Here is a 21,526-nt window from a genome sequence, read left to right as displayed (position 1 = left end):
CGCGAGGTCGGGCCGGCCGAAGGACGGACCGAAAGCTCTTGCTCTTCGCTTCGAGCGACGAAGCGACAACGCGAAACCGGGGCGAGGGTGGAGTCCATGGTGGGCCAGGGCCCACCCTATGACAGCCGTGAGGTCGGGCGGCCCGAAGGGTTGTCCGAAAGCTCTTGCTCTTCGCTTCGAGCGACGAAGCGACAAGGCGAAACCGGGGCGACGGTGGAGCTCATGGTGGGCCAGGGCCCACCCTATGACAGCTGTGAGGTCGGGCGGCCCGCTGGGCTGGCCGAAGGCTCTTGCTCTTCGCTTCAAGCGACGAAGCGACACGACAACACCGAGACGAGCCTGAAGCTCATGGTGGGCCAGGGCCCACCCTATGACAGCCGTGAGGTCGGGCGGCCCGCTGGGCTGGCCGAAGGCTCTTGCTCTTCGCTTCAAGCGACCAAGCGACACGACAACGCCGAGGCGAGGCTGAAGCTCATGGTGGGCCAGGGCCCATCCTATGACGGGCGCAGGGCGGGGCAGCCCGCAGGGCCGACCAGCTCACCCGTGCCTGCCTGTGGACAGTCCTCCTGCCCGTCGCCAGACTTCGCGGCGCTGCATCTGCCGCCCTTTTGGAAGCCGACCATGCCTTATCGATTGACCCTCTTGTTCCTTCTCGTCATCACTTGTCTTCCAGCGGGTGCGCGAGCCCTCGACTGGTCGACCTCACTTGTTCCGCCGCAGGGGCCGCTACCGGTGCTTCTCGGTCAGGCGCAGGAGCTTTCCGACGGTTCCGTGCTGCTCGCCGGCGAGGGCGAGACAGGATTCCTTACGAGCGAAAGCGCGCGCGTGAGGATCATTTCGCGCGTCGCTGCCGATGGTTCTGTTCTCTGGACGACGAATCTCGGCCCTGCCACCTCAGGCGAGTCGACGGTCGCCACGGCAGTCGTCGAGCTGTCGGGCGGAAAGCTGGTGGTGGCTTTCACACGACGCGTCTACGCCGTCGACGGCAGCACAGGCCTTGTCCTTTGGCAGCATCAGCTTTCGGCGAGTGTTCAATCCCTCCAGGCTGCGCCCGGCGGCAATGTCTACGCTGTAGGCGAAGTCCTCGTGTTTCCGTTCTCTCAGACACCCTACGCCGCACTGCTTTCGGGCAGCGATGGCCTCACGCTGTGGACTCTGCCCGCCTCGTCGCCCAGCCCCGTACTCACTTACTTCAAGGCCGCGCAGTTTTCGAATGGTGATCTTCTGGCTGTGGGTTCCCGCGGTGTCCTGGTCCGGGTTTCCTCCGCGGACGGATCCTTGATCTGGCAGACCGCGGGCGCGACCAACACGCCCATTCCTTCAGCGGCACGGGTCGCAATCGACGAGCAGGACCGCATTGCACTCTTTCACGGCGGCAGCGGCGGCGGGCTTGAGCTCCGCGCCGGAAGCGATGGCAGCCTGATCTGGTCCTTGAGTGAGGGGCAGAGCCTGCAGTCCCACACGCCGCTCGCCGTATGGATCGCCCAAGGGAACGCATTCACGGTCTCCTTCATCCCGGGTGCAACGGCCCAGGTCTACCTGCGTTCCTTCCGTGTGGTCGACGGCAGCGAGAACTGGCGACTCTTCGCCTCCGAGGCGATCACGGGACCGCGCTTTCCGCGCAGTGCGCGCCTGTCGCCCGATACCCAGCGCATCGCCGTGCTGTTGGCGAATTCGCAGTTCCGAGACACCCAGTTCGGCGCCAACCCGGGACGTCGCCTGCTGCTCGTGAATGCAGGCACCGGGAACCTTGTCTCCAGTACCGGACTGCCCGCCGGTAGCGAAGCCCAGTTTGCCGATGAGCTCACATGGACTGCAGCGCAAGGTCTCGCGCTGGCAGGCGTCAGGGACGCCGCGAGCGGACAGCCCGCGCTGTTGCTCACACGGTTCGATACGACAGCTGCCACCGTGGGCGCCAGCACCGTCGTTCAGGCGTCCGGCTATGCCGAGTTCACCTCCGGAGGCCTGACGCTGTCGGACGGCAGCAGTGTGGTCCTGAGTCGACGCGGCGGGCTTGGGCAGCAGGTCTTGGCCCTGATCCGTCTGGATGCCGAGGGCGAGCAGCTCTGGAGAACCGAGCATCTGCCGCAAACGGGTAGCGACTGGTCTTGGGTGGATGCCAAGCAAGTCGATGAGAGCAGCCTGGTGGGCGTACTGAGCCGAAGCTCTGCTCAGGAAGGCGAGATGCTCCGCGTTGATCTGGAGACCGGTGAGGTTACCTATGTGCGGCCTGTGCTCTCCGGAGGGTTTGGCACCTTCCGACCTGCGGTGCTCGAAGTCGATCCTGGCCGCTCACGAGTGTTGATCGGCGGCAGTCGCTCAGGTGGCGGGGTGCTGGCGTGGTACGACCTCGCAACGGGTAAACCACTCTGGTCCGGCTTTATTTCGTCTCCTGAGTTCGGCACAACTTCGGCGACTATCCGGCAAGCTCAGCGGCTCGCTGACGGTGGCGCGCTGGTGCTGTCGCGAGTGTTCGCGTCAGAGAACCTCTTTACCGACATACTCCACCGCTTCAACGACGACGGATCTATCAGATGGATCCGGTCTTTCGGCGCGACTTCCGGTGACCTGGACCGCATGCTGGTCGACGAGAGCGCCCAGGAAGCACGCATCTGGGGCCGAAGCGGGCCGCCGCCGTTCTTTGTCCGGGAGCTGACGGTTTCGCTCACCGACGGAGCGACGCTGGCGACCCAATCGCTGGAGTGCTCGGGGTCAGGCACCACATCGTCAGGGTGGGTCTTCAGGCTGGGCGCGCAGCTGGTCCACCTGTTGGAGTGTCCTGCGACGGGTACGCCCGGCTACCGTCTGTGGACGCGCACCTCCTGGAGTGCAGCGCCCAGCGCAGCCCAGGTAGCGGGCTTGCCTGCCGCGACAACAATCCGTCAAGCGGCGGCGGGATCGGAAGGACGCTTGAACGTGACCTTGGGCACCAGCGTGGCAGGTGCCAGCCCGAGCGTTGCGAGGCTGAGCATCGCCGGTGCGCGCGTACTCGCAATCACGCCACTGCAAACGAGCGATGGTCAGCCCTTTTCCAACCCCAGCCTGATCGGCTCCGGAAGCACGGCCATCGTCGCCGGGGGCCATCAGGCGTTCGAACGCCCCCGCATCGTGGTTGGCGCGAGCCGCGATGTCGCGCTGTTCGGAGACGGGTTCGAGAACTGAGCATGTTGGATGCTGCGACCCTCCCGCCTTGTGCTGGACTTCAAGGGTGTACGTGCCGCGGCATCCAAACCCTCCGAGTGAGTGAATACGCGTGCAGGGGACCGCTGTTCGCAGCGTCCCCTGCAGGCCACCGCCTAGGCGAAAGCAGGTCGGTTAGCCCGAAGGGCTGACCAGAAGTCTTTGTTTTTGCGCTTCAAGCGATAGAGGGCCCAAGCAAAACCGGGGCGAGCGTGGGCCAGGGCCCACCCTATGCCCGGCGCGGCCGGAGTGACGTCGATGGCCTGCAAGGTCTCACTGGGTTGACTCGAATCCGTTCCTGAACATGCTCGTGCCACCCACGAGACGCACGGGGATTCGCAGCACCGGTGTATCGGCGTCGTTGCTCTGGATACAGATGTTGCTCAGATGCGGGCCGGAGCCGATGCCCGCGGCGTTGATGGAAACACTGACGGTGACGTTGCCACCTACGGCTACGGAGCCGCTCGATGTGACGACCTGCAACCACGGAGCGGAGCATGGGACTTCGCCGGCAATGCTGATTGCCAGCTCATTCCTGGCGTTCACGGGCGTTGCCTCCCATCCGCTGGTGCCGCCGAAGAGTATGGGCGCGAAGAACGCCGTTGGCGAACCGACCATGGAATTTGTCGAAGCCTGCCAATACCACGCGTTCTGCCTGTTATCGGGCGGCGTATTGACGTAGTTCGGAACGACGGAAACCCAGTACGTTCCCGGTGCAAGCACGAGTTGCTGGCCGGCCGCGACCAGGTCAAGCCGCGGGTCTTCGTTGGTGATGGTCATGCCGGGTCGACCGATCAGCGCGGTGTGGCGCCAAACGGCGGCTGCCGGATGGGTTTCGGGGTTGCCCGCAGGCACGCCACTGGCGTCGGGAAAGATCCACCAGGTGATCGACGGCTGCGCCGCCAGAGTTCGCGTGGGGTCGTCACCGTAGACCTGGATGCTGCGCAGCCGCGTGTTGCCGGCGGGCACAGTGAAATCGACAGCGCGGTAGGCGCCGGTACTCAACCCGACGTAGTAGGTGGAGATACCGGCACCGATATCGGTGACCTGGTTCAACACGGTGGTTGCGACGGTGGCGCCGGGCGCGGTCCAGTTCAGGCTCGCACCTCCGGTGTTGTTGATGCGGAATGTCGTGGTGGTGGCGGATTGACCTGGGGCCAGGCTGATCGTCAAAGCCGTGGGGTTGACGCCGATATCGGGCCCCGTGCCTTTGGGCATGCCCGGCTGCTGCGCGATCGCGTGCGGCATGCCGAGCGACACCGCCAATGTCAGCGATGCAGTTGGACAGAAGTTTCGAAAGCCCTTGCTCATGGTGTCCTCCGTGATTCGGCACTCCGTACAAACTGGCCCGGGAAACACCGGACAAGGCGTAGATGAACATCGCCACAGATTGTCCCTCGGCACAATAGTCGACGGACTGCATCAGAGCAATGATAACGTGCACCTGGCCAGCCGCCGCCGCGCAAGTGCCAAGTTGCGCGACAGTCGCGTGATGGTCTGAGGCCTTCGCAGACCCGCACTATGCCTCCGGTACTTCGAGGAGATGCAGTCGCTATCGCATCTGGCTCCGGAGAAGCTTCTCGGCCCCGCGCCGCTGTGCAGGTGATCGTGACCCACCCTTAGATTCGTCTGCCCTCGCGCTTTGTGGAGCCTGCTTGCAGGCGACCGCAGCCTGCGCTCGGTTCAAGCCCTGCGCGTCGAGAGCCAAGCGCGCTTCCACAAGCCGAAGGCCTTCAGGGGCGATTGGCCATCGCGGTGTCCCAGTTTCCAGCGGGCGTATCGAAGTGCGGCGGGTCAAGAACCGCCCCATGGGTTCGACGTGCGGCCGAGACGCTAGAACAATCACATTCAAAGGGTGATCATGCGCACTCTTTTGGCCGTTTGCGTGGGTGCTCGCCGCGCAGTCGGCCGCAGCAGGGGCGCACGGCGATGCCTGATTCCTTCCTCAAGCGGCAACGTGGTTTCCGTCGAACAACGCGGACCGCGCTCCTGGTCTGGGCCACGCTGCTGGCCGCTGTACCCGGCCACGCTGCGGTCATCGGCGAGGGCCCGCAGGGGGCGGACAACGGGCTGCGCTACGCCTGCACGGGGTTCACAAGCGCCGGCGTGGCGGTGATCTGCGTGCGTGCCGGCGCCGCAGCCGGCGGTACGGGCACGGCCTCGGCGCCGCTGGCGACGGTCGCGGCAGCGTTGGCGGGCGCCAAGGCCGGCGACACCGTGCAGGTGGCCGCGGGCACCTATCGCGAGAACCTCGCGCTGGGCAGCCTGTCGACGCCCAGCAGCAAGCGGCTCAGCCTGCTCGGCGGCTTCAGCGCGGACTTCGCAGCGCGCGATGCTTCGGTGCATCGCAGCGTGCTCGACGGTCAGGGCCTGAATCCCGCGATCCAGCTGCATCTGGGCGGCAGTGGCGAAACCGTGCTGGATGGCTTCGAGATCACCGGCGGCGTCGGCCTCGGCACCAGCTGGCAGAACGGCTACGGCCACGGCGGCGGTGTCTACGCCACGCTCGGTAGCGGGGTGACGCTCGTGATCAGCCACAACCGCATCCGCGCCAACCGCAGTCGCAACCACACGGGGCAGGATTCCCGCGGCGGCGGAGTGTATGTGCGCAACGGCACCGAGAGCGGCGGCGGCACCCTGCGCGTCGAGGACAACCTCATCGAGGACAACCGCGCCGGCAAGGGCGCGGGCATCACCATCAGCGGCCGCCAGGCCCTGCTGCTGCGCAACCGCATCGCCAACAACACCGCGCACAGCGACCACGGCGGTGGGGTGTATCTGTCGACGGCGGTGACCGAGCTGCGCGGCAACATCGTGCGCGGCAACGTGGTCGGTGCCACTGCGGGTTACGGCTGGGGCGGCGGGCTGATGTTCGACGGCGCGGTGGCCACCACCGAGCGCAATCTGATCACCGACAACGGCGCGCCTTCCGCGGGCTCGGGCGTGTTCTGGGACGAAGGCTCGACCGGCACGATGCGCAACGATCTGGTGGTGGCCAATCGCTGCACCGGCGGCAACCGCTACGGCGCGGCGATCTATGTCGATGGCGGCCCGGGCGGGGTGTCGCGGGTCACCGCCGAGCATCTGACCATCGCCGGCCATGCCTGCGCGGCCAGTGCGCCGGGCGGTGCGGCGATCCTGATCGAGGCCAGCTCCACGCTGACGCTGAAGAACTCGATCCTGTGGGGCAATACGCGTGAGTTCGCGACCAACAGCGGCGGCAGCTTCGCCATCACCCACTCGATCACTGCGCAGGCGGGTACGGGAAATCGCAACGTCGATCCGCTGTTCGTATCGGCGCCGGGTGGGGATTACCACGTGCAGTCGATGGGCGGGCGTTACAGCCCGGCTGGCTGGGTGCCCGATGGGCGCAACAGCCCGGCGATCGATGCGGGGGATACGGGTTCGCCGTACGCGAATGAGTCGGTGCCGAACGGTGGACGGGTCAATCTCGGCGCCTACGGCAACACGTCCGAGGCCAGCCGCAGCTTTGTCGATCTGAACCGGGTGTTTGGCAGCGGGTTCGAGTAGCAGCGCGACGGCAGTGGCAATCAAGAGCAGCGGCGGTCAGCGGGGCCTCCTGAGAAGAATCCCCGGCCCTGACTGTCGCCAGGGCCGGGGCGAATGCCCAGAACACTGCTCGAAGGTGAGCGATAGCAAGCGCCGGGTCGGCGGAGCCCGCCCGGGGTCGCCGCAGGACAACCTGCGTCGGCAGGATCACCACCCGTAAAACGGGGACGGATTCGATCAAGGTCGGCGAAGTATTCGCACGGGCGGGCTACGCCAGCGGCGAGGTCGGAATGCTGAGGCAGGCGCCTCGCCAAAGCGCCAGGGCTCGGGGCGAGCGTCGCCCCCTCTCCCCAACCTGCCTTCGCTTCGCTCGGGCTGCGGAGAGTGTCGGCTGCCACCGGCAGCCGACACACACTCTCCTGCGCTTCCCGCGAGGGGAGAGGGGCTTGCGTGACGGTGGGTTTGAAGGCGCGGAGGTGCGAGCGCGCGTCGTGGTGTCGGGTGGTGGTTCGCGTCGTGAGGACGTGCTGGCAGGTGCGCTGCGCTTACCAGCCCTACAAGAGCGGAAGACGCCAAGCGAACGTCAAAACCGAATGCGCCTGTGCGCGTAGGGCAGGTAAGCGCAGCGCACCTGCCGGGGGCTTGCCTCAGGTTTGGCTGATCGCCTCAGGCTTGCCTCGGGTTCGGCGGATCGCGTGAGGCTCAGGGGGCGAGTGCCCCTACACAGGCTTGGCTGCTCGCATCACGCCTACGCCTCGGATGCTGTCTTGCGCGCGCTTGACCGCCTCACGTCACCGCATCGATGCCGCTTCAACGCTTGGAGGCCACGCCTTCGAGGCTCTGCACGAAGGCCAGGGTCTCGTCTTCCACTCGGGCGCGGTGCTGCGCGCTGGAGCAGGTGTGATCGGCGCCGGGCAGTTCGATGCAGGTCACCCGCGGGTGGCTCAGCCGTGCCTTCCAGTGCGGGTTGTCGCTGCACAGCCGGCGGAATTCGGCGGCGACCAGATCGTCGCCCGACAGCAATACCAGGCTCGGCGCTTCGCAGCGCTGCCAGCGCGCGGCCATGCGCGCGACGAAGTTCTGCGCCGTCACCGCCGTCCTGGCCTCGCTGTCCTCGGCAGGCTCCGTTGCAGGACGGCTCTGCCGCAGCGCCGACAGCAGGCCGCGCAGGGCGCGGCCGATGTCGACGCCGCCGCGCAGCAGCTTGCGCCAGAAGTCCCTGGAACGCAGGCGGTTCCAGTAGTAGTGGCGCACCAGGCTCTGTGCGTGCGTGTGCTGCTGGCGCACCCAGGGGTTCAACAGCACCAGGCCGGCGATGTCCGACCGCGTCGCCGCATGCAGCAGGATCGCGGCTGCGCCATCGCAGAGGCCCCAGGGCACGATGCCGCGCAGGCCAGGGCAGCGCGTCTTGAAGGCGTCGATGGCGGCGTCGATGTCGGCGCGGGCCTGCAGGTAGTCGACTGCCTCGCCGCTGCTGTCGCCCATGCCGCGCAGGTCGAAGCGCAGGCAGGGAATGCCGGCGGCCGCCAGTCGGCGCGCCAGCAGCAGGAACTGCCGGTGCGCGCCGACGCGGTACTGCGGGCCGCCGACCACGATCAGCACGCCGACCGCGGCGTTCGCGCGGCCGTGGTGCAGCATCGCCGCGAGCCGCGCCTCGCCGAGCGGAATGAAGAAGGGCTCGGGCATGGCCGCGCCGGCGGGCACTACGTGGGCATCCATGCGGCGATCGCCTCCGGCAGGCCGTCGATCACGGCGGTTTCAGGGGTCTGCCAGAAGGCCGGGCCGGACAGTGAGCGCCACTGCAGCGAAGCCTTCGCCACCGCGGCGGCGAAGCTTGGCGAGGGCTGTGCCTGCTGCCATTCCAGAACGTGTCCGGTGACCGGCTTTGCAGCCAGCGGCAGCCGCGCGGGTTCCAGTTCGGCGAGCAGGGCCGCGGACAGCGCATAGCCGGCCAGCTCGATACCTTCCCGACGCCAGGTCTCGAGCAGGCGGTCGCGGTCGATGTCCTCGCCCTGGAAGCGCCCCATGTACAGGCGCTGGCGCAGCCACAGCTGGATCTGCTGCTGTCCGCTGGCCAGCGGAAAGGCGGCGATCCAGTGCCGGCAGCGTGCGGAAATCAGCAGCGCGCCGCCGCGCAGGGCCACGGCGACCGGCGCCGCGCCGTGGCCGGTCTGCAGGTGATCGAACAGGACATCGACGTCTGCGCGCCAGCGATCGAGCGAGGCCTCGCCGAATTCGCCCGCGCTGTCGCCCGTGCCCGACAGGTCGCCCAGCAGCACGCTGTGGCCGAGCGCCTGCAGGTGCTCGCCGATGCGCCGCAGCTGCACGCGCGAGCGGTTCATTTCCTCATGCAGGGGCGGCAGCAGCAGTACCGGTGCGCGCTGCGCGTCGCCCTGCCAGTAGCGGCATGCCAGCGCGCCGTTGGGGCCGGGGAGGAAGTCGAGCGCGTTCATGCGCGCGTCGCCCTGCAGGTTCCGGGCCGGCGGCGGCGCGAGATGAGGGCAGGTATCGCCGCTCGGCTTCGCGCACTGGCGGCCTGTGTTTCGCGGTCGCCACTGTCTGGCAACGGGCCCGGAAAGCCCCCGACCCTGCGTGCCAGGGTCGGGGGGTCACGCCGAACACGAAAACTCGCGCTGCGAGTGATAACCAGAGCCAGGGCGGCGGAGCTCCGCCCGTGGTCGAACGAGACAACTCGGGTCGACAGAAGGCCTACTCGCAATTCGGCGGCGAGATCGATCAGGCCGGCGGAGTTTTTTTCCTGCCGCTTGCGCCCGACCGTAGCCGGGCACATGCGCAGAGGCGGGCAGCGGCCTGTGCCGCTCGCCTCAACCCGCATCCGCCTGCACCGCGCCGGGGTCGGCGGCCTTGCCGCGACGGCGGCCGTAGAGGTCGTCCTCGGGTGCGGTGCTGCCGGCGCTGCCGCGCAGGGGCGAATCCAGCGGCAGGGCGCCGCGGGCATCCAGGGTGAACGCCTGCTCCCGGCTGTCGAGGTCGGCGCCCAGTGCCTGCCGCCAGCGCGCCAGACTGGCCGGCACCGGAATGCGGCTGCCGGGTCGGCTGTCGCTGAATCCACAACTGCCGCGGCGGTCGTGGAACACGTTGTGGTCGGAGCCGACCGGGCCTTCGAGCCCGGCCAGGCCGCCCAGCTCCTGCGACCAGCGCACCGCCATGCAGGCGCCGCCGTCCTGCAGCACCAGGGTGTGGCGGATGTCGGCGCCGCGGTTCGGCGGCCGGCCGGCGCGTTCGTCCCAGTCCTGGAAGACGATGCCGAAGTACAGCGCGGCATGGCCCTCGCGCGCCGCATCGATGATCGTGTTGTTGCGCAGCTGCGCGTTCTTCGAGGCGTACAGGCCGATGCCGGCATAGGCCGCGCCGCGAATCAGGTTGTTGTGCACGCGCGCGTCGATGGACTCGTAGTAGTCCGGGTTGTCGAGGGTGTCGAAGAACTTCTCGCTGGTGTCGAAGCCGACCAGGATGCCGGACATGCCGACGTTCTCGATGCGGTTGCGCTGGATCAGCGCGCGCCGGGCGCCGCCCTTGAAGTACAGGCCCGAGGTGGCGATGTCGTGGATGTGGCAGTCCTCGACCCGCATGTCATGGCCGCCGACGTTGTCGATGCCGTCGGCGTTCCTGCGCTCCAGCGGCGTGCCGGGCGGATACAGCGCGCCGGTGTGGTGGATATGGCAGCGGCGGATCGTCACCCGGTTCGACTTCGGCGTCAGCTTGATGCCGTCGCGGCCGGTGTGGTGGATGTGCAGGTCTTCGAGCAGCACGTCCGAGGCGCCGGTGGCGGTCGCTTCGCCCTCGCGCTCCCACCAGCTCTGCAGGAACACGCCGTAGTACTGCGCGCCCGACAGCTCCAGGCCGATCAGCGTGCTGCCCGAGGCGGTGGGGTCGATCTGCACCACCGAGGAATCGGGCGTCGCCGGGTCGCAGTGCACGTGGACGCGTTCGCCGGGTGCGGCGCGCAGGGTCAGGGGCATGCGCAGGCGCAGCTGGCATTCCTCGTAGCGGCCTTCGCCGCTGCCGCGCAGGGTGACGGTGTCGCCGGGGCTGACCACGCCATTGCTGGTGCTGAGCACCCGGCCGACGCTGCGGAAGGGCTGTTCGCGGCTGCCGTTGCCGCGGGCGTCATCGCCGTCGAGCGCCACGAACCATTCGGCGGCGGGCAGTGGAGCGGCCGCGAGCAGGGCCATCGTCAGGAGCCACGGGCGAAGGCGAAGCATCGCGAGAGCCTATACGGTGATATCCATCACAGTATAGGCAGGAACTGCGGATTGGATCACGCTATCCGGAGGGTCGAAGGCCTATTCGAAGCCGCCGGCGAAGATGAAGTCTGCGGCCAGCTCGTCGGCACCGATGTCGGGCTGGCTATCGCGCGGCTCGCGGTCGAAGTCGTCGCTCACTTCCGCCAGTGGCGTGCCGGCATTGATCAGCGGGCTGCCGGCGGGCAGGCGGCCGGCGGCATCGACGCTGTAGTTGCCCTGCAGGCTGCTGCCGTCACCGCCGGTGTGGCTGCGCCACTGCGCCAGCGTGCCGCTGCTGCCGACCGGGCTGCCGGGTCGCTGGTCGGTGAAGCGGCAGCTGCCGCTGGCCGCGCGGAAGGCGTTGAAGTTGCTGCCGGTCGCGCCCGACAGCCCGGACAGGCCGCCCAGCTCGCTGCTGTAGCGGATGTCCATGCACTTGCCGGCGTTCTGGATCACCAGGTTGTTGAGCACGCGCGGGCGCAGGTTGGGCGGGCGGCCGGCGATCGGGTCCCAGTCCTGGAAGACCACGCCGAAGTACAGGGCCGCATGGCCGGTCTGGGCGGTGTTGACCAGGGTGTTGTGGGCGACCAGGGCGTCCTGCGACGCATACAGGCCGATGCCCGCGTACTGGGTGTTCATCACCAGGTTGTTGCGCACGGTGCCGCGGATCGACTCGTACCAGCCCGGGTTGGCCTGGCGGTCGAAGAACTCGACGCTGGTGTCGAAGCCGACCAGGATGCCGCCGATACCGGTGCCGTCGATGACGTTGCGCTCGATCACCACATCCTGGGCGCCGCCCTTGAAGTACAGGCCGGTGGTCGAGATGTTGTGCAGGTAGCTGTCCTCGACCCGCATGCCCGAGCCCTGCACGTTGTCGATGCCGTCGGCGTTGCGGTTGTCCAGCGGCGTGCCGGCCGGATAGATCATGCCGGTGCTGTGGATCTCGGTGCGGCGCACGGTCAGGCGGTCGGACTTCGGCGTGACCTTGATGCCGTCGCGGCCGGTGCTGTGGATCAGCAGGTCCTCGATCAGCACGTCGCGGGCGCCGGTCAGCTGCTCGCCGCCGCCCTGGTACCAGCCGGTCTGCAGGAACACGCCGTAGTAGCGGCCGCCGCTGACTTCGAGATCGCGCAGCACGCTGCCGGACGCGCCCGGGTCGATCTGGATCGTCGCGCTGTTGTTGGTGGTGATGTCGCAGTGGAGGTGCGCGCGTTCGCCGGGGAAGGAGCGCAGGGTCAGGCGCACGCGCAGGCGCACGTCGCATTCGTTGTAGGTGCGGTTGCCGGCCGGCCCGCGCAGGGTCACGGTGTCGCCATGGCTGACCACGCCGTTTGTGGTGCTGAGCACGCGCTTGACCGTGCGGAAGGGGTTGGCCTGGCTGCCGGTGCCGCTGCTGTCGTTGCCGGTCGGGCTGACGAACCACTCGGCGGCGGGCGCAGCACTGCTGGCGAGCAGGGCGGACAGGTAGAGGGCGAGGGCGCGCAGGGACATGGTCGGACTCATCGGTCAGGGGCAGGGCGCCGGGTGGTGCCGGCGCGGTGCGGCCAAGAATCGTGACAGTTCCTGTGAACAACTGTGAGAGGCTTCGCCCTTGCGCCATGCATGTGCGGAACAGTGAAGCGAGGCCGGTTTGCGCTGCCGGGCGGGTTCGCAGTCCGGCCCGTCGCGCAGGCTGCGCGTTCAGCGCGCAGCAGGCTGCCTGGCCCCGAGCAGGGCCGCGCTGCGCGGCCTGATCCGGCACAATGTGCGCCCCGTCACACAACGCGACCGCTATGATCCAGCCCTCCAGCCCCGAACTCGAACTGCCCTGGGCCCAGGGCCTGCCCTGGCGCGTGGACGCCCGCGGCGAACTGCTGATCGGCGGGCGCCCGCTGTCGCGGGTGGTCGACGCCATCGGCCGCACGCCCTGCTACGTCTACGACCGCAGCCGGCTGAGCGCGCGGGTCGCGCAGCTGCGTGGCGTGCTGCCGCCAGCCGTGCACCTGCACTACGCGGTGAAGTGCAACCCGATGCCGGCGGTGGTCGCGCACATGGCGGGACTCACCGACGGGCTGGACGTGGCTTCGGTCGGCGAGCTGCGCGTTGCACTCGATGCCGGCATGGACGCGCAGCACGTCAGCTTCGCCGGCCCGGGCAAGAGCGATGCCGATCTGAAGCAGGCGCAGGCCGCGGGCATCCTGATCAACATCGAGAGCTTCCGCGAGCTGCGCGCGCTCGCCCAGGCCAGCGACGCCAGCGGCGAGGCCGCGCGGGTGGCGATCCGCATCAACCCGCCTTTCGAGTTGAAGGCTTCGGGCATGCGCATGGGCGGCGGCGCCAAGCAGTTCGGCGTCGATGCCGAACGGGTGCCGGATCTGCTGGCCGAGATCCGCGCGCTCGGGCTGGCCTTCGAGGGTTTCCACCTCTACGCCGGCTCGCAGAACCTGAAGGCCGAGGCGATTGTCGAGGCGCAGACCAGGAGCTACGAGCTGATCCTCGGCTGGGCCGAGCAGCTGCCGGCGCCGGTGCGCAGCCTGAACCTCGGCGGCGGCTTCGGCATCCCGTACACGCTCGCGGATACGCCGCTTGAGCTCGCGCCGGTGGCCGACTGCCTGCACGGTCTCGCCGAGCGCTGCGCCCGCGAGTTTCCGCAGGGCCATCTGGTGCTGGAGCTCGGCCGCTATCTGGCGGGCGAGGCCGGCGTCTACGTGGCGCGGGTGATCGACCGCAAGCTCTCGCGCGGGCAGGTCTTCCTCGTCTGCGACGGCGGCATGCACCACCACCTCGCCGCCAGCGGCAACTTCGGACAGGTGCTGCGCAAGAACTATCCGGCCATGGTCAATGCGCGACCCGGCGATCGCGAAACCGCCAGCGTGGTCGGCCCGCTGTGCACGCCGCTCGACCTGCTCGCCGACCGCGCTGATCTGGGCGTGGCGCAGGAGGGTGATCTGGTGGTGGTGTTCCAGTCCGGTGCCTACGGCAAGACCGCGAGCCCGCGCGAGTTCCTGGGGCATCCGGAAGTGGTGGAGGCGCTGGTGTGAGTCGAGCCTGCGGAAGACGCTACTCGAACCCATCCGAGAACAGCCCCTCCAGCACCGCCGGCAGGGCGTAGACGAAGACGTCGCTGGCGTTGTTGCTGTCGCCGCTGACCAGGTCACTGGCCAGCGAGTCGAAGGCGAACACGCTGGCGTCGCGGCTGACCGCCACGCGTACGCCGCTCGTTCCGTTGCCGGGCACGGTGTTGCCGGCATCGCTGCCGCTGATCAGCTCGGGCGGCAGGGTGGGCTGGGCCAGCGACCAGGCATAGGCCTGCGCGGGCTGGCCGACACCGCGCCGGCACTGCGCGATCACCAGGCCCGTGTTGCTGATCCGCGCGCTGTCGCAGATCCCCATGCCGGCAGCGGCGGGCACCGCGACGGCGGCCGGCTGGTTCAGACGGCGCACCCACAGCTGGGTGGCGCTGGCGCCGCCCGCGGTCGAACCGAACACCACGAGGCTGGCATCGGGCGAGATCACCGGGTTGCGCGCGCCGCTCAGATCGCTGCCGCCCGGGCCCAGACTGGCCTGGCTGGTGGTGCCGGCGATCCGATCGCGCAGGTAGATGCGCACCGAGCCGCTGGTCGGCGTGCCCAGCAGGTTGCTGGCGCTGCTGGCGAAGGCCACCCAGCGGCCGTCCTCGCTGATCGTCGGCCGCTCGCTGCCGGCGCCGCCGTTGCCCGGGCCGCCGCCCGGCGTGAGGTCGATGCGCTGGGTCGTGCCTGAGCTCAGGTCGCGCACGTAGACGGCGAAGCTCGATGAGCCCGCGTCGCCCGCCACCAGGCCGCTGGCGTTGGAGCTGAACGCGACGTAGCGGCCATCGCCTGAAATGCCGCCCACGCGGGACAGCGTGCCCGTTGGCAGAGTGCCGCTGGCGGTGAGGTTGACCAGGGCGGCCATGCCGGTGACGCGGTCGATGCGCACCACATGCACGCCGGCCGCGCCGCCGGTGTAGGTCGACGAGGCCGTGTCGAAGGCGACGAAGCGGCCGTTGGCCGAGGCCACCGCCTTCTCGTTGACGGTCGAGGCCGCCGAGGCCTGGCCGCCGGGCGTGCCGCTGACCACCGACAGCACGCCGCTGCCGAGATCGAGTGCGATCACCTGGGCGCCGGAAGCGCCGCCCGAGAGCAGGCTGCCGCTGCCGACGTTGAAGACCAGCACGCGGCCGTCGGCCGACAGCGCGGGCTCGAAGACACCGCCGTTGGCCTGCACGCCGCCGGGGCCATCGACACGGAAGAAGGCGTAGGACTGCGCCTGTGCGGCGCCGGCCCATAGCGCGGCGGAAACAACGAGACAGACGAACGAACAGGCAGGGCGCATGGGGCGGACTCCAGAGAGGTGCCCTGTCTGCTACGCCCTTGCGTGCGGGATCCCATCACGCGCGGCTCAGCGCGGCGCGAGCTCCAGCCCCAGCGAAGCCGCCAGCGCCTCGGCGCGGGCCCGGTCCGGCTGCTCGTTGCGCAGCCGCGCGCGCAGCTCGGGCAGGTGTGTGCCCAGCAGGCCTGCCGCGGCGGCGCGTTCGCCGCGGGCGCGCAGCCAGTCGACGCGATCGACCGCCAGCCGTGCCAGCTCCAGCGCAGCGGCGGTTCGGGTCTGCTGCACGGCCCAGTCCAGCGCTTCGCCCGCGGCCTCAAGCGCATCGCTGGCCGTGCGCACCTGCGCCTGCAGCCGCGCCGCGTGCAGGCCCTGACGCTCGCGCAGCGCCAGGGCGCCGCCGGCCTCGGCTTCCAGTGCGTCCAGTGCGCGGGCGGCTGCTTCGGCCTCGCCATCCAGCAGCTGCACCTCGACCGCCAGCAGGCGCCAGCGCTCGGCCGAAGGGTTCTCGCCGTCGCTTGATGTTGCGGCTCCGAGCCCGTCCGCAATCAAGGTTTTCGCGCGCGCCGCAGCGCCGCCCAAAGCCAGCACGCGCGCCGCGCCCCAGCGCACGCGATCGGCCTGGCCGGGCTGTAGCCCCGCAAAGCCGCTGGCATCGGCGAGTAGAGCTTCGACGTCGGCGCGTGCGCCGACCAGGTCGCCCTCGGACAGGCGCGCATGCGCCAGAATCCAGCGCGACAGCGCATCGGGCGCCCGGCCCAGGCCCTGCCAGTCGGCCTGCACCTGCTCGGCCAGCGCGCGCACCTCGGCCGGCCGACCGAGCGCCTGCAGGGCACTCATCCGCCACTCGTCGACGATGATCCGCAGCAGGCCGCCTTCGCCGCGCGCCTGCACGTACAGGGCGCGGGCACGATCGAAGTGGTCCAGCGCGGTCTGCGCTTCGCCCAGACCAAGCCGCGCGCGGCCGGCTTCGAACTCGAACTGGTAGGCGAACAGCGAGTTGCCGAGCCCGGCCTCGCGCAGTCGGGCCAGCCCGGCGGCGGCGGCGTCGGCGGCCTCGGCCGAGCGCGCCTGCGAGTTCAGCGCGCCGGCCAGCTGCTGATCGAGCGTGGCCACCGCATCGGCGCTGGCGCGCTCTCGCAGTGCGACCGTGAGGCCGAGCCGCGCTTCGCGCTCGGCCTCGTCGAAGCGCTCGGCATAGGTGGCCGCCTGCACGCGCTGGGCTGTCGCCATCGCCCGCGCGTCCGCGCTGGGCAGGGCCGCGTAGGCGCGCTCGGCGCGCTCCAGCCAAGGCGTGGCTTCCGGCAGACGGCCGAGGTCGACTAGCAGCTGCGCGTACTGCGAGGCGGCGCGCGCATAGGCCGGCCCGCGGTCCAGGCCCTGCTCCGACAGCGCCTGCAGGCTGTCGCGCAGCAGCGGCTCGGCCTGCGTCGCCTCGCCCAGCATCGCGTGCAGCGAACCCAGGTAGGCATTGACGAGGGCGACTTCGGAGGCGCCCTGCGGCAGCTCGCGGCGGACCCGATCGGCGCCGCGCTCCAGCATGCGGCGCAGGGTGATCGGGGCGTCGACATCGCCGTCGGGCGACAGCTCCAGCAGCAGGCCGCTGAAGAAATTGAGCGTGGCCTGGGCCTGCGCGGCCGACTGTTCGGCCAGCGCACGCTGCTGCTCGGCGCGGGCCTCGGCCGCCAGCGCGCGGTCGCGCTCCACGCCCAGCCGCCACAGGAACAGCAGCAGGGCCAGCAGCACCAGCACGGCAATGCTGACGCTGCCGCGATGGCGGCGGGCGAAGCGCGACAGCCGGTACAGCGGGCGCGGCCGCATCGCCCGCACCGGCCGGCCCTCGCGCCAGCGCTGCAGCTCGTCGCGCAGGGCCTCGACGCTGGGATAGCGCTCGCTCGCCTCTGGCGCGGTGGCCTGGGCGAGGATCGCGCGCAGGTCGGCATCCAGCGCCACCGGCAGCAGCCCCGCCGCGCTGGCGCCGCCGTCGGGCCGGCGCGCTTCAAGCAGCTCGCGCAGCAGCATGCCCAGCGAAAACACGTCGGTGGCGGTGGTCACCGCGCGGCCGGCGGACTGTTCGGGGCTGGCATAGCCCGGCGTCCACACCCGCGTCGAGGTGTCGCGGCTGTCGCCGCCGACATCGACCAGCTTGGCCACGCCGAAGTCGAGCACGCGCGGCGTGCCGTCGGCGGCCACCAACACGTTCGAGGGCTTGAGGTCGCGATGGATCACCAGCCGCTGATGGGCGTGTGCCACCGCTTCGGCGATGCGCTGCACCAGCGCCACCCGCGCGCCGCGGTCCAGGTGTTGGCGGGCGGCATGGGCGCAGACGTCCTCGCCCTCGACGTACTCCATGACGAAGTAGGGCTGTCCGTCGGCGAGCTCGCCGCCGTCGATCAGGCGGGCGATCCAGGGGTGCTCCAGGCTAGCCAGCACCTGCCGCTCCTGGCGGATCCTGCGGCGGCCGTCCTCGGTGGGAAATCCGCGCAGCAGCTTGAGCGCGCCGCGCTGGCGGTAGCCGCCGTCCACGCGCTGCACCTCGAACACCGTGCCCATACCGCCGGCGCCGAGTTCGCGCAGCACTTCCCAGGGGCCGATGCGGCTGCCTGCGCTGGCCGCGGGGCGTTCACTTTCCAGCCGCAAGGCGGTGGCTGCCAGCGCGCCGCGGATCACCGTCTCGGCGTCCTCGTCGGCGCGCAGCAGGCCCACCAGCGCGTGCCGCTCCGCGGGCGTGAGCGCGAGTGCGGCCAGCGCCTCGGCGCGCGCTGCCGGCGGCAGCGCCACCAGCGCGTCGAAGTGGGCTGCGAGCACATCAAGCGAGGGCGCGGGCTCGGACATGGGGGATCGGCCTGTGGGGCGCGGATGGGAGTGATCGGATGTACGTCGCGGCGCGGGCGATCGGATCAGGCGCAGCCGTCACTCGAGGATTCACTCCGACTCCAGGGCCTGTTTCAGCCAAGCGCGACCGAAGCGCAGGTCGCGGTCGACGGTAGGCACCGAGACGCACAGCGCGCGCGCCACCTGCTCGCGGTCAAGGCCAGCGAAATAGGTCAACTCCAGCGCCTGCGCGCGTCGCCCGTCCTGCCGCGCCAGCGCTTCCAGCGCCTCGTGCAGGCGCAGCAGGGTGGCGTCCTCCTCGCAGGCCACGCCATCGGCCGCCGACAGGCTGAGCGGTACGGCGCCGCCGCCGCGCTTGTCGCGCAGGCGTCGACGCGCCGCATCCACCAGCACCTGGCGGGTGGCCTGGGCGACGACGTTGAAGAAGTGCCGACGGTCTTCCCAGCTGGCCTCGGCCTCCAGCAGTCGCAGCAGGGCCTCGTGCGCCAGCTCGGTCGCCGACAGGCTGCCGCCGGGCAGGGCGCGCGCGCTGCGCTGGGCGATCGCCCGCACCTGCCCGTACACGGCTTCGACCAGTCGTTCGCGAGCCGACGCATCGCCGCCCTGCCACTGTCGAAGCAGGCGGGTGATCGCTGGCGGCTGCAGCTCCTCGGCTTCGATCATCGCCCGACCTCCGCTCGCCACTCCTGCCGCCGAGGCTCGGTCAGCCGGCGCGCACGGCAGGGTAGCCAAAACCCCGCCGGCGCGCTTACGGATCTCAACGGGCGCCGCCGCGTCGCCGCAAGCGCCAGTGCATGCCGAGGAGCAGGCGCGATCGTGGCGGGCGATGGCTGCGCCGGGCGCGCGTAGCTGGATGCCGACACTGCGGGAATGGTGCACCCTAGTCGGCCTCGAACCGCGCACGCAGCCACCGATGGACCCCACCGAACGCGCCAAGGACCTGTTCTTCACGGCCTTGGACTACCACCAGCGCGGCCGCCTGGACGAGGCTGAGGCCCTGTACCGCGAGGCGCTGACGCTGGTGCCCGAGCGCGTGTCCGTGCTGTCCAACCTCGCCACCGTGCTGGTGCTCAAGGGCCGCCACGAGGAGGCTCGAGCCCTGGCTGCGCGTGCGTTGGAGATCGACCCGGGCTGTGCGGAGGCCCACGCCATCCTTGCCGAAGTGCGGCGCAGCCAGAGCGGGCCGCAGTCGGCGCTTGAGGAGATCGACCGCGCCCTTGAGCGCGCGCCCGCCGACGCCGAACTGTTCTTCCACCGCAGTGCACTGCTGGCCGAGCTGGGACGTTTCGAGGAAGCGCTGGTCGACAGCGCGCGCGCCCTGCAGCTGCGTCCCGAGCACAGCGGCAACCGCGCACATCACGCGCTGTTGAGGGCCGCTGCAGGACAGCTCGACACCGCGCAGGCGGAACTGGCCGCGCTGCTGCGGGATGACCCGCGCCCGCTGGCCGCCGGCGAGGCCTGGGCCGGTCTGCTGCTGCGCCGTCGCGCTGAAGCGGGCGTCGCCCTGTCTGAGTCCATCGATCCCGCCCTGCTGGTGCGTGCGCTCGACACCCCATGGGCGCCGCCGCGGCGCCTGCTGCGGCCGGCCTGCGAGGCCCTGCACGCGGATCCGCGCACGCGGGTCTGGCTTGAGCGCGTACGCGATGCCTGGCCACAGCCGCTGCCGCCGCACAGCGCCTCCGACCTGCGCCTGGGCGCGGCTGTGTACGGCAACCCGCTGGTGCGCGCCCTGCTGCGCCAGCCGGTGCTGCCCGATCGCGACCTGCAGCGCCTGCTGGCGCAGCTGCGCGGGATTCTGTTCGAGCGGGCTGCGCGCAGCAGTGTCGAGGCACCGCTTGACGACCTGTTGCTGTCCTTCCTGTGTGCGCTGGCCGCGCACGCCCTGCGCCAGCACCACGTGTGGCCGGAAACCGAAGCCGAGCGCGGCGCGGTCAAAGCCCTGCGCAGCCGCCTGCAGGCGACGTTGGCGCGGCAGGAACCCTGGCCGGTGGCCTGGCTGCCGGCGCTGCTCGCCTATCGACCAATCGCCGAGATCGCCGCTTTCGAGGCGCTGAAGCCGCGCGGTGGTCCCGCCCCGGTGCAGGCCCTGCTGGCGCAGGCGGCGGCCGACCCCGGCCCCCTGCCCAGTCTCCGCTGGACCCATCTTCCAGCGAGTCCGCGCGGGCTGGCGCTGGCCGACTACCTGGCCGAGCGCATTGCCCCTTTTGCGCTGCCGCGCCTGCCCAAGCTGGGCAACCCGCGTGTGCTGGCGTTGGCCGCCGGCCACGGCGAATGGGCCTTCGAGCTGGCCCTGCGCCTGCGCGGCGCCAGCCTGCGCGCACTGGAGCCCGATGCCGCGCTCGCCGCCGCGCTGGCCGAACAGGCCCAGCGCCTTCGCCTGCCGCAGCTGAGCGTGGGGCGTGGCGGCCTGGAGGCCGCCGGCTCGGGCGGATACACCGTCATCGACAGCGGACGCCTGCTGCTGCCAAAGGGCCCGCTGCAGGCGCGTCTGGCCGAGCTCAAGCCCTGGCTGGCGCCGCGCGGACTGCTGCGGCTGCGGGTGCCCAGCGCGCGCCTGCGCATCGCCCTGGCTGCCGCCCGCGCCCACCTGCAGACGATCGGCTTCGACCCCGGCCGCGACGATCTGCGAACGGCCCGCGCGCAGCTGCTCGACCTGCCGGAGAGTTCTCCGATCAGCGCGCTGCACACCCTTCCCGAGTTCCATGCGCTCGGTCCCTGTCGCGCCCTGCTGCTGGACTGGGACGCCACGCCGCTCGATCTGCCCGGCCTGACCCAGCAGATCCACGCGGCAGGCCTGCGCTTCCGCGGTCTGGAGCTGGGCCCGGACGAGCGGGCGCTGCTGCCGAAGCAGGACGCACTGCCGCAGGACGTGATGGCCTGGGCCGAGCTGGAGGCGCGGCATCCGCGCATGTTCGCGGACTTCTACACGGTGTGGGCAAGCCCCTAGGGTGGGCCCTGGCCCACCATGGGCTCCGCTCTCGCCTCGGTCTTGCTTCGTCGCTTGGTGTTTGGAGGCGAAGAGCAAGAGCTTTCGGTCAGCCCTTCCGCGCTCCCAAAGCATGGCCATCCATGGCCATTCCCGCGTGCGGGCAGCCCGACCTCGGTGCTGTCATAGGGTGGGCCCTGGCCCACCATGGCCTTCGCACTCGCCCCGGTGTTGCTTGGGGGTTCTGTCGCTCTGTCGCTCTGTCGCTTGAATCGCAGAGCAAGAGCTTTCGGTCAGCCCTTCCGCGCTCCCAAAGCATGGCCATCCATGGCCATTCCCGCGTGCGGGCAGCCCGACCTCGGTGCTGTCATAGGGTGGGCCCTGGCCCACCATGCGCTCGACGCTCGCCCCGGTTTCGCTTGGTCGCTTGGTCGCTTGAAGCGCAGAGCAAGAGCTTTCGGTCCGTCCTTCGGCCGGCCCGAGTCACTTTTCTTTGAGT

The 21,526-nt window shown here is 70.1% G+C and carries 12 protein-coding genes; 4 read left to right on the top strand and 8 right to left on the bottom strand.

The genetic code is table 11. From position 1 onward, the window contains the following. The first annotated feature begins 621 nt into the window (after nucleotides 1–621). Complete coding sequence (locus tag Q0654_RS09195) at nucleotides 622–3,162, top strand: PQQ-binding-like beta-propeller repeat protein (RefSeq protein ID WP_298853014.1); 2,541 nt, start codon at nucleotides 622–624, stop codon at nucleotides 3,160–3,162. 291 nt (nucleotides 3,163–3,453) lie between these two features. Here the strand turns inward: Q0654_RS09195 and Q0654_RS09190 are convergent, their stop codons facing one another. Next, the gene (locus Q0654_RS09190) at nucleotides 3,454–4,491 is read right to left on the bottom strand and encodes a hypothetical protein (RefSeq protein ID WP_298853012.1); all 1,038 of its coding nucleotides are present in this window, start codon (nucleotides 4,489–4,491) and stop codon (nucleotides 3,454–3,456) included. A 618-nt stretch (nucleotides 4,492–5,109) separates the two neighbouring features. On the opposite strand from Q0654_RS09190, the gene Q0654_RS09185 reads away from it, so the two are divergent. Beyond that, a complete protein-coding gene (locus Q0654_RS09185) occupies nucleotides 5,110–6,711 on the top strand; it encodes a DUF1565 domain-containing protein (RefSeq protein ID WP_298853010.1) in 1,602 nt (533 codons plus the stop codon). 789 nt (nucleotides 6,712–7,500) lie between these two features. Here the strand turns inward: Q0654_RS09185 and Q0654_RS09180 are convergent. The 4 genes from Q0654_RS09180 to Q0654_RS09165 all read right to left on the bottom strand — a co-directional run bounded on the left by Q0654_RS09180 (nucleotide 7,501) and on the right by Q0654_RS09165 (nucleotide 12,428). After that, nucleotides 7,501–8,409 carry a hydrolase 1, exosortase A system-associated gene (locus tag Q0654_RS09180; RefSeq protein ID WP_298853008.1) on the bottom strand — a complete coding sequence of 303 codons (909 nt, stop codon included), beginning with the start codon at nucleotides 8,407–8,409 and terminating at the stop codon, nucleotides 7,501–7,503. Beyond that, on the bottom strand, nucleotides 8,394–9,143 hold the full coding sequence (locus Q0654_RS09175; protein WP_298853005.1) for a hypothetical protein: 750 nt from the start codon (nucleotides 9,141–9,143) through the stop codon (nucleotides 8,394–8,396). Before Q0654_RS09175 ends, Q0654_RS09180 begins: the two co-directional genes overlap by 16 nt. A 372-nt stretch (nucleotides 9,144–9,515) precedes the next feature. Next, nucleotides 9,516–10,886, bottom strand: coding sequence for a right-handed parallel beta-helix repeat-containing protein (locus Q0654_RS09170; RefSeq protein WP_298853001.1), 1,371 nt, complete (start codon nucleotides 10,884–10,886; stop codon nucleotides 9,516–9,518). Between the two features lie 111 nt (nucleotides 10,887–10,997). Further along, a complete protein-coding gene (locus tag Q0654_RS09165; protein WP_298852998.1) occupies nucleotides 10,998–12,428 on the bottom strand; it encodes a right-handed parallel beta-helix repeat-containing protein in 1,431 nt (476 codons plus the stop codon). 281 nt (nucleotides 12,429–12,709) lie between these two features. Here Q0654_RS09165 and Q0654_RS09160 point away from each other — a divergent pair, with 281 nt between their 5' ends. Continuing rightward, nucleotides 12,710–13,957 carry a pyridoxal-dependent decarboxylase, exosortase A system-associated gene (locus tag Q0654_RS09160; protein WP_298852996.1) on the top strand — a complete coding sequence of 416 codons (1,248 nt, stop codon included), beginning with the start codon at nucleotides 12,710–12,712 and terminating at the stop codon, nucleotides 13,955–13,957. 19 nt (nucleotides 13,958–13,976) lie between these two features. Here Q0654_RS09160 and Q0654_RS09155 read toward each other — a convergent pair whose 3' ends face one another. The 3 genes from Q0654_RS09155 to Q0654_RS09145 form a co-directional block, all read right to left on the bottom strand. Further along, a complete protein-coding gene (locus Q0654_RS09155) occupies nucleotides 13,977–15,272 on the bottom strand; it encodes a hypothetical protein (RefSeq protein WP_298852993.1) in 1,296 nt (431 codons plus the stop codon). 66 nt (nucleotides 15,273–15,338) lie between these two features. Continuing rightward, nucleotides 15,339–18,101, bottom strand: a complete 2,763-nt coding sequence (locus tag Q0654_RS09150) for a serine/threonine-protein kinase (protein ID WP_298852990.1) — start codon at nucleotides 18,099–18,101, stop codon at nucleotides 15,339–15,341. A gap of 90 nt (nucleotides 18,102–18,191) precedes the next feature. Beyond that, nucleotides 18,192–18,764, bottom strand: a complete 573-nt coding sequence (locus Q0654_RS09145) for an ECF-type sigma factor (RefSeq protein WP_298852987.1) — start codon at nucleotides 18,762–18,764, stop codon at nucleotides 18,192–18,194. Between the two features lie 250 nt (nucleotides 18,765–19,014). On the opposite strand from Q0654_RS09145, the gene Q0654_RS09140 reads away from it, so the two are divergent. Next, nucleotides 19,015–21,048: a tetratricopeptide repeat protein gene (locus tag Q0654_RS09140; protein ID WP_298852985.1), complete on the top strand. Its 2,034-nt coding sequence runs from the start codon at nucleotides 19,015–19,017 to the stop codon at nucleotides 21,046–21,048. Nucleotides 21,049–21,526 lie beyond the last annotated feature (478 nt).

This window comes from uncultured Aquimonas sp. (assembly GCF_937888285.1).
Taxonomy (GTDB): Bacteria; Pseudomonadota; Gammaproteobacteria; order Xanthomonadales; family Xanthomonadaceae; genus Aquimonas.
The sequence above is the reverse complement of the archived record's forward strand: the minus strand, read 5'-3'. Positions and strand labels throughout refer to the sequence as shown.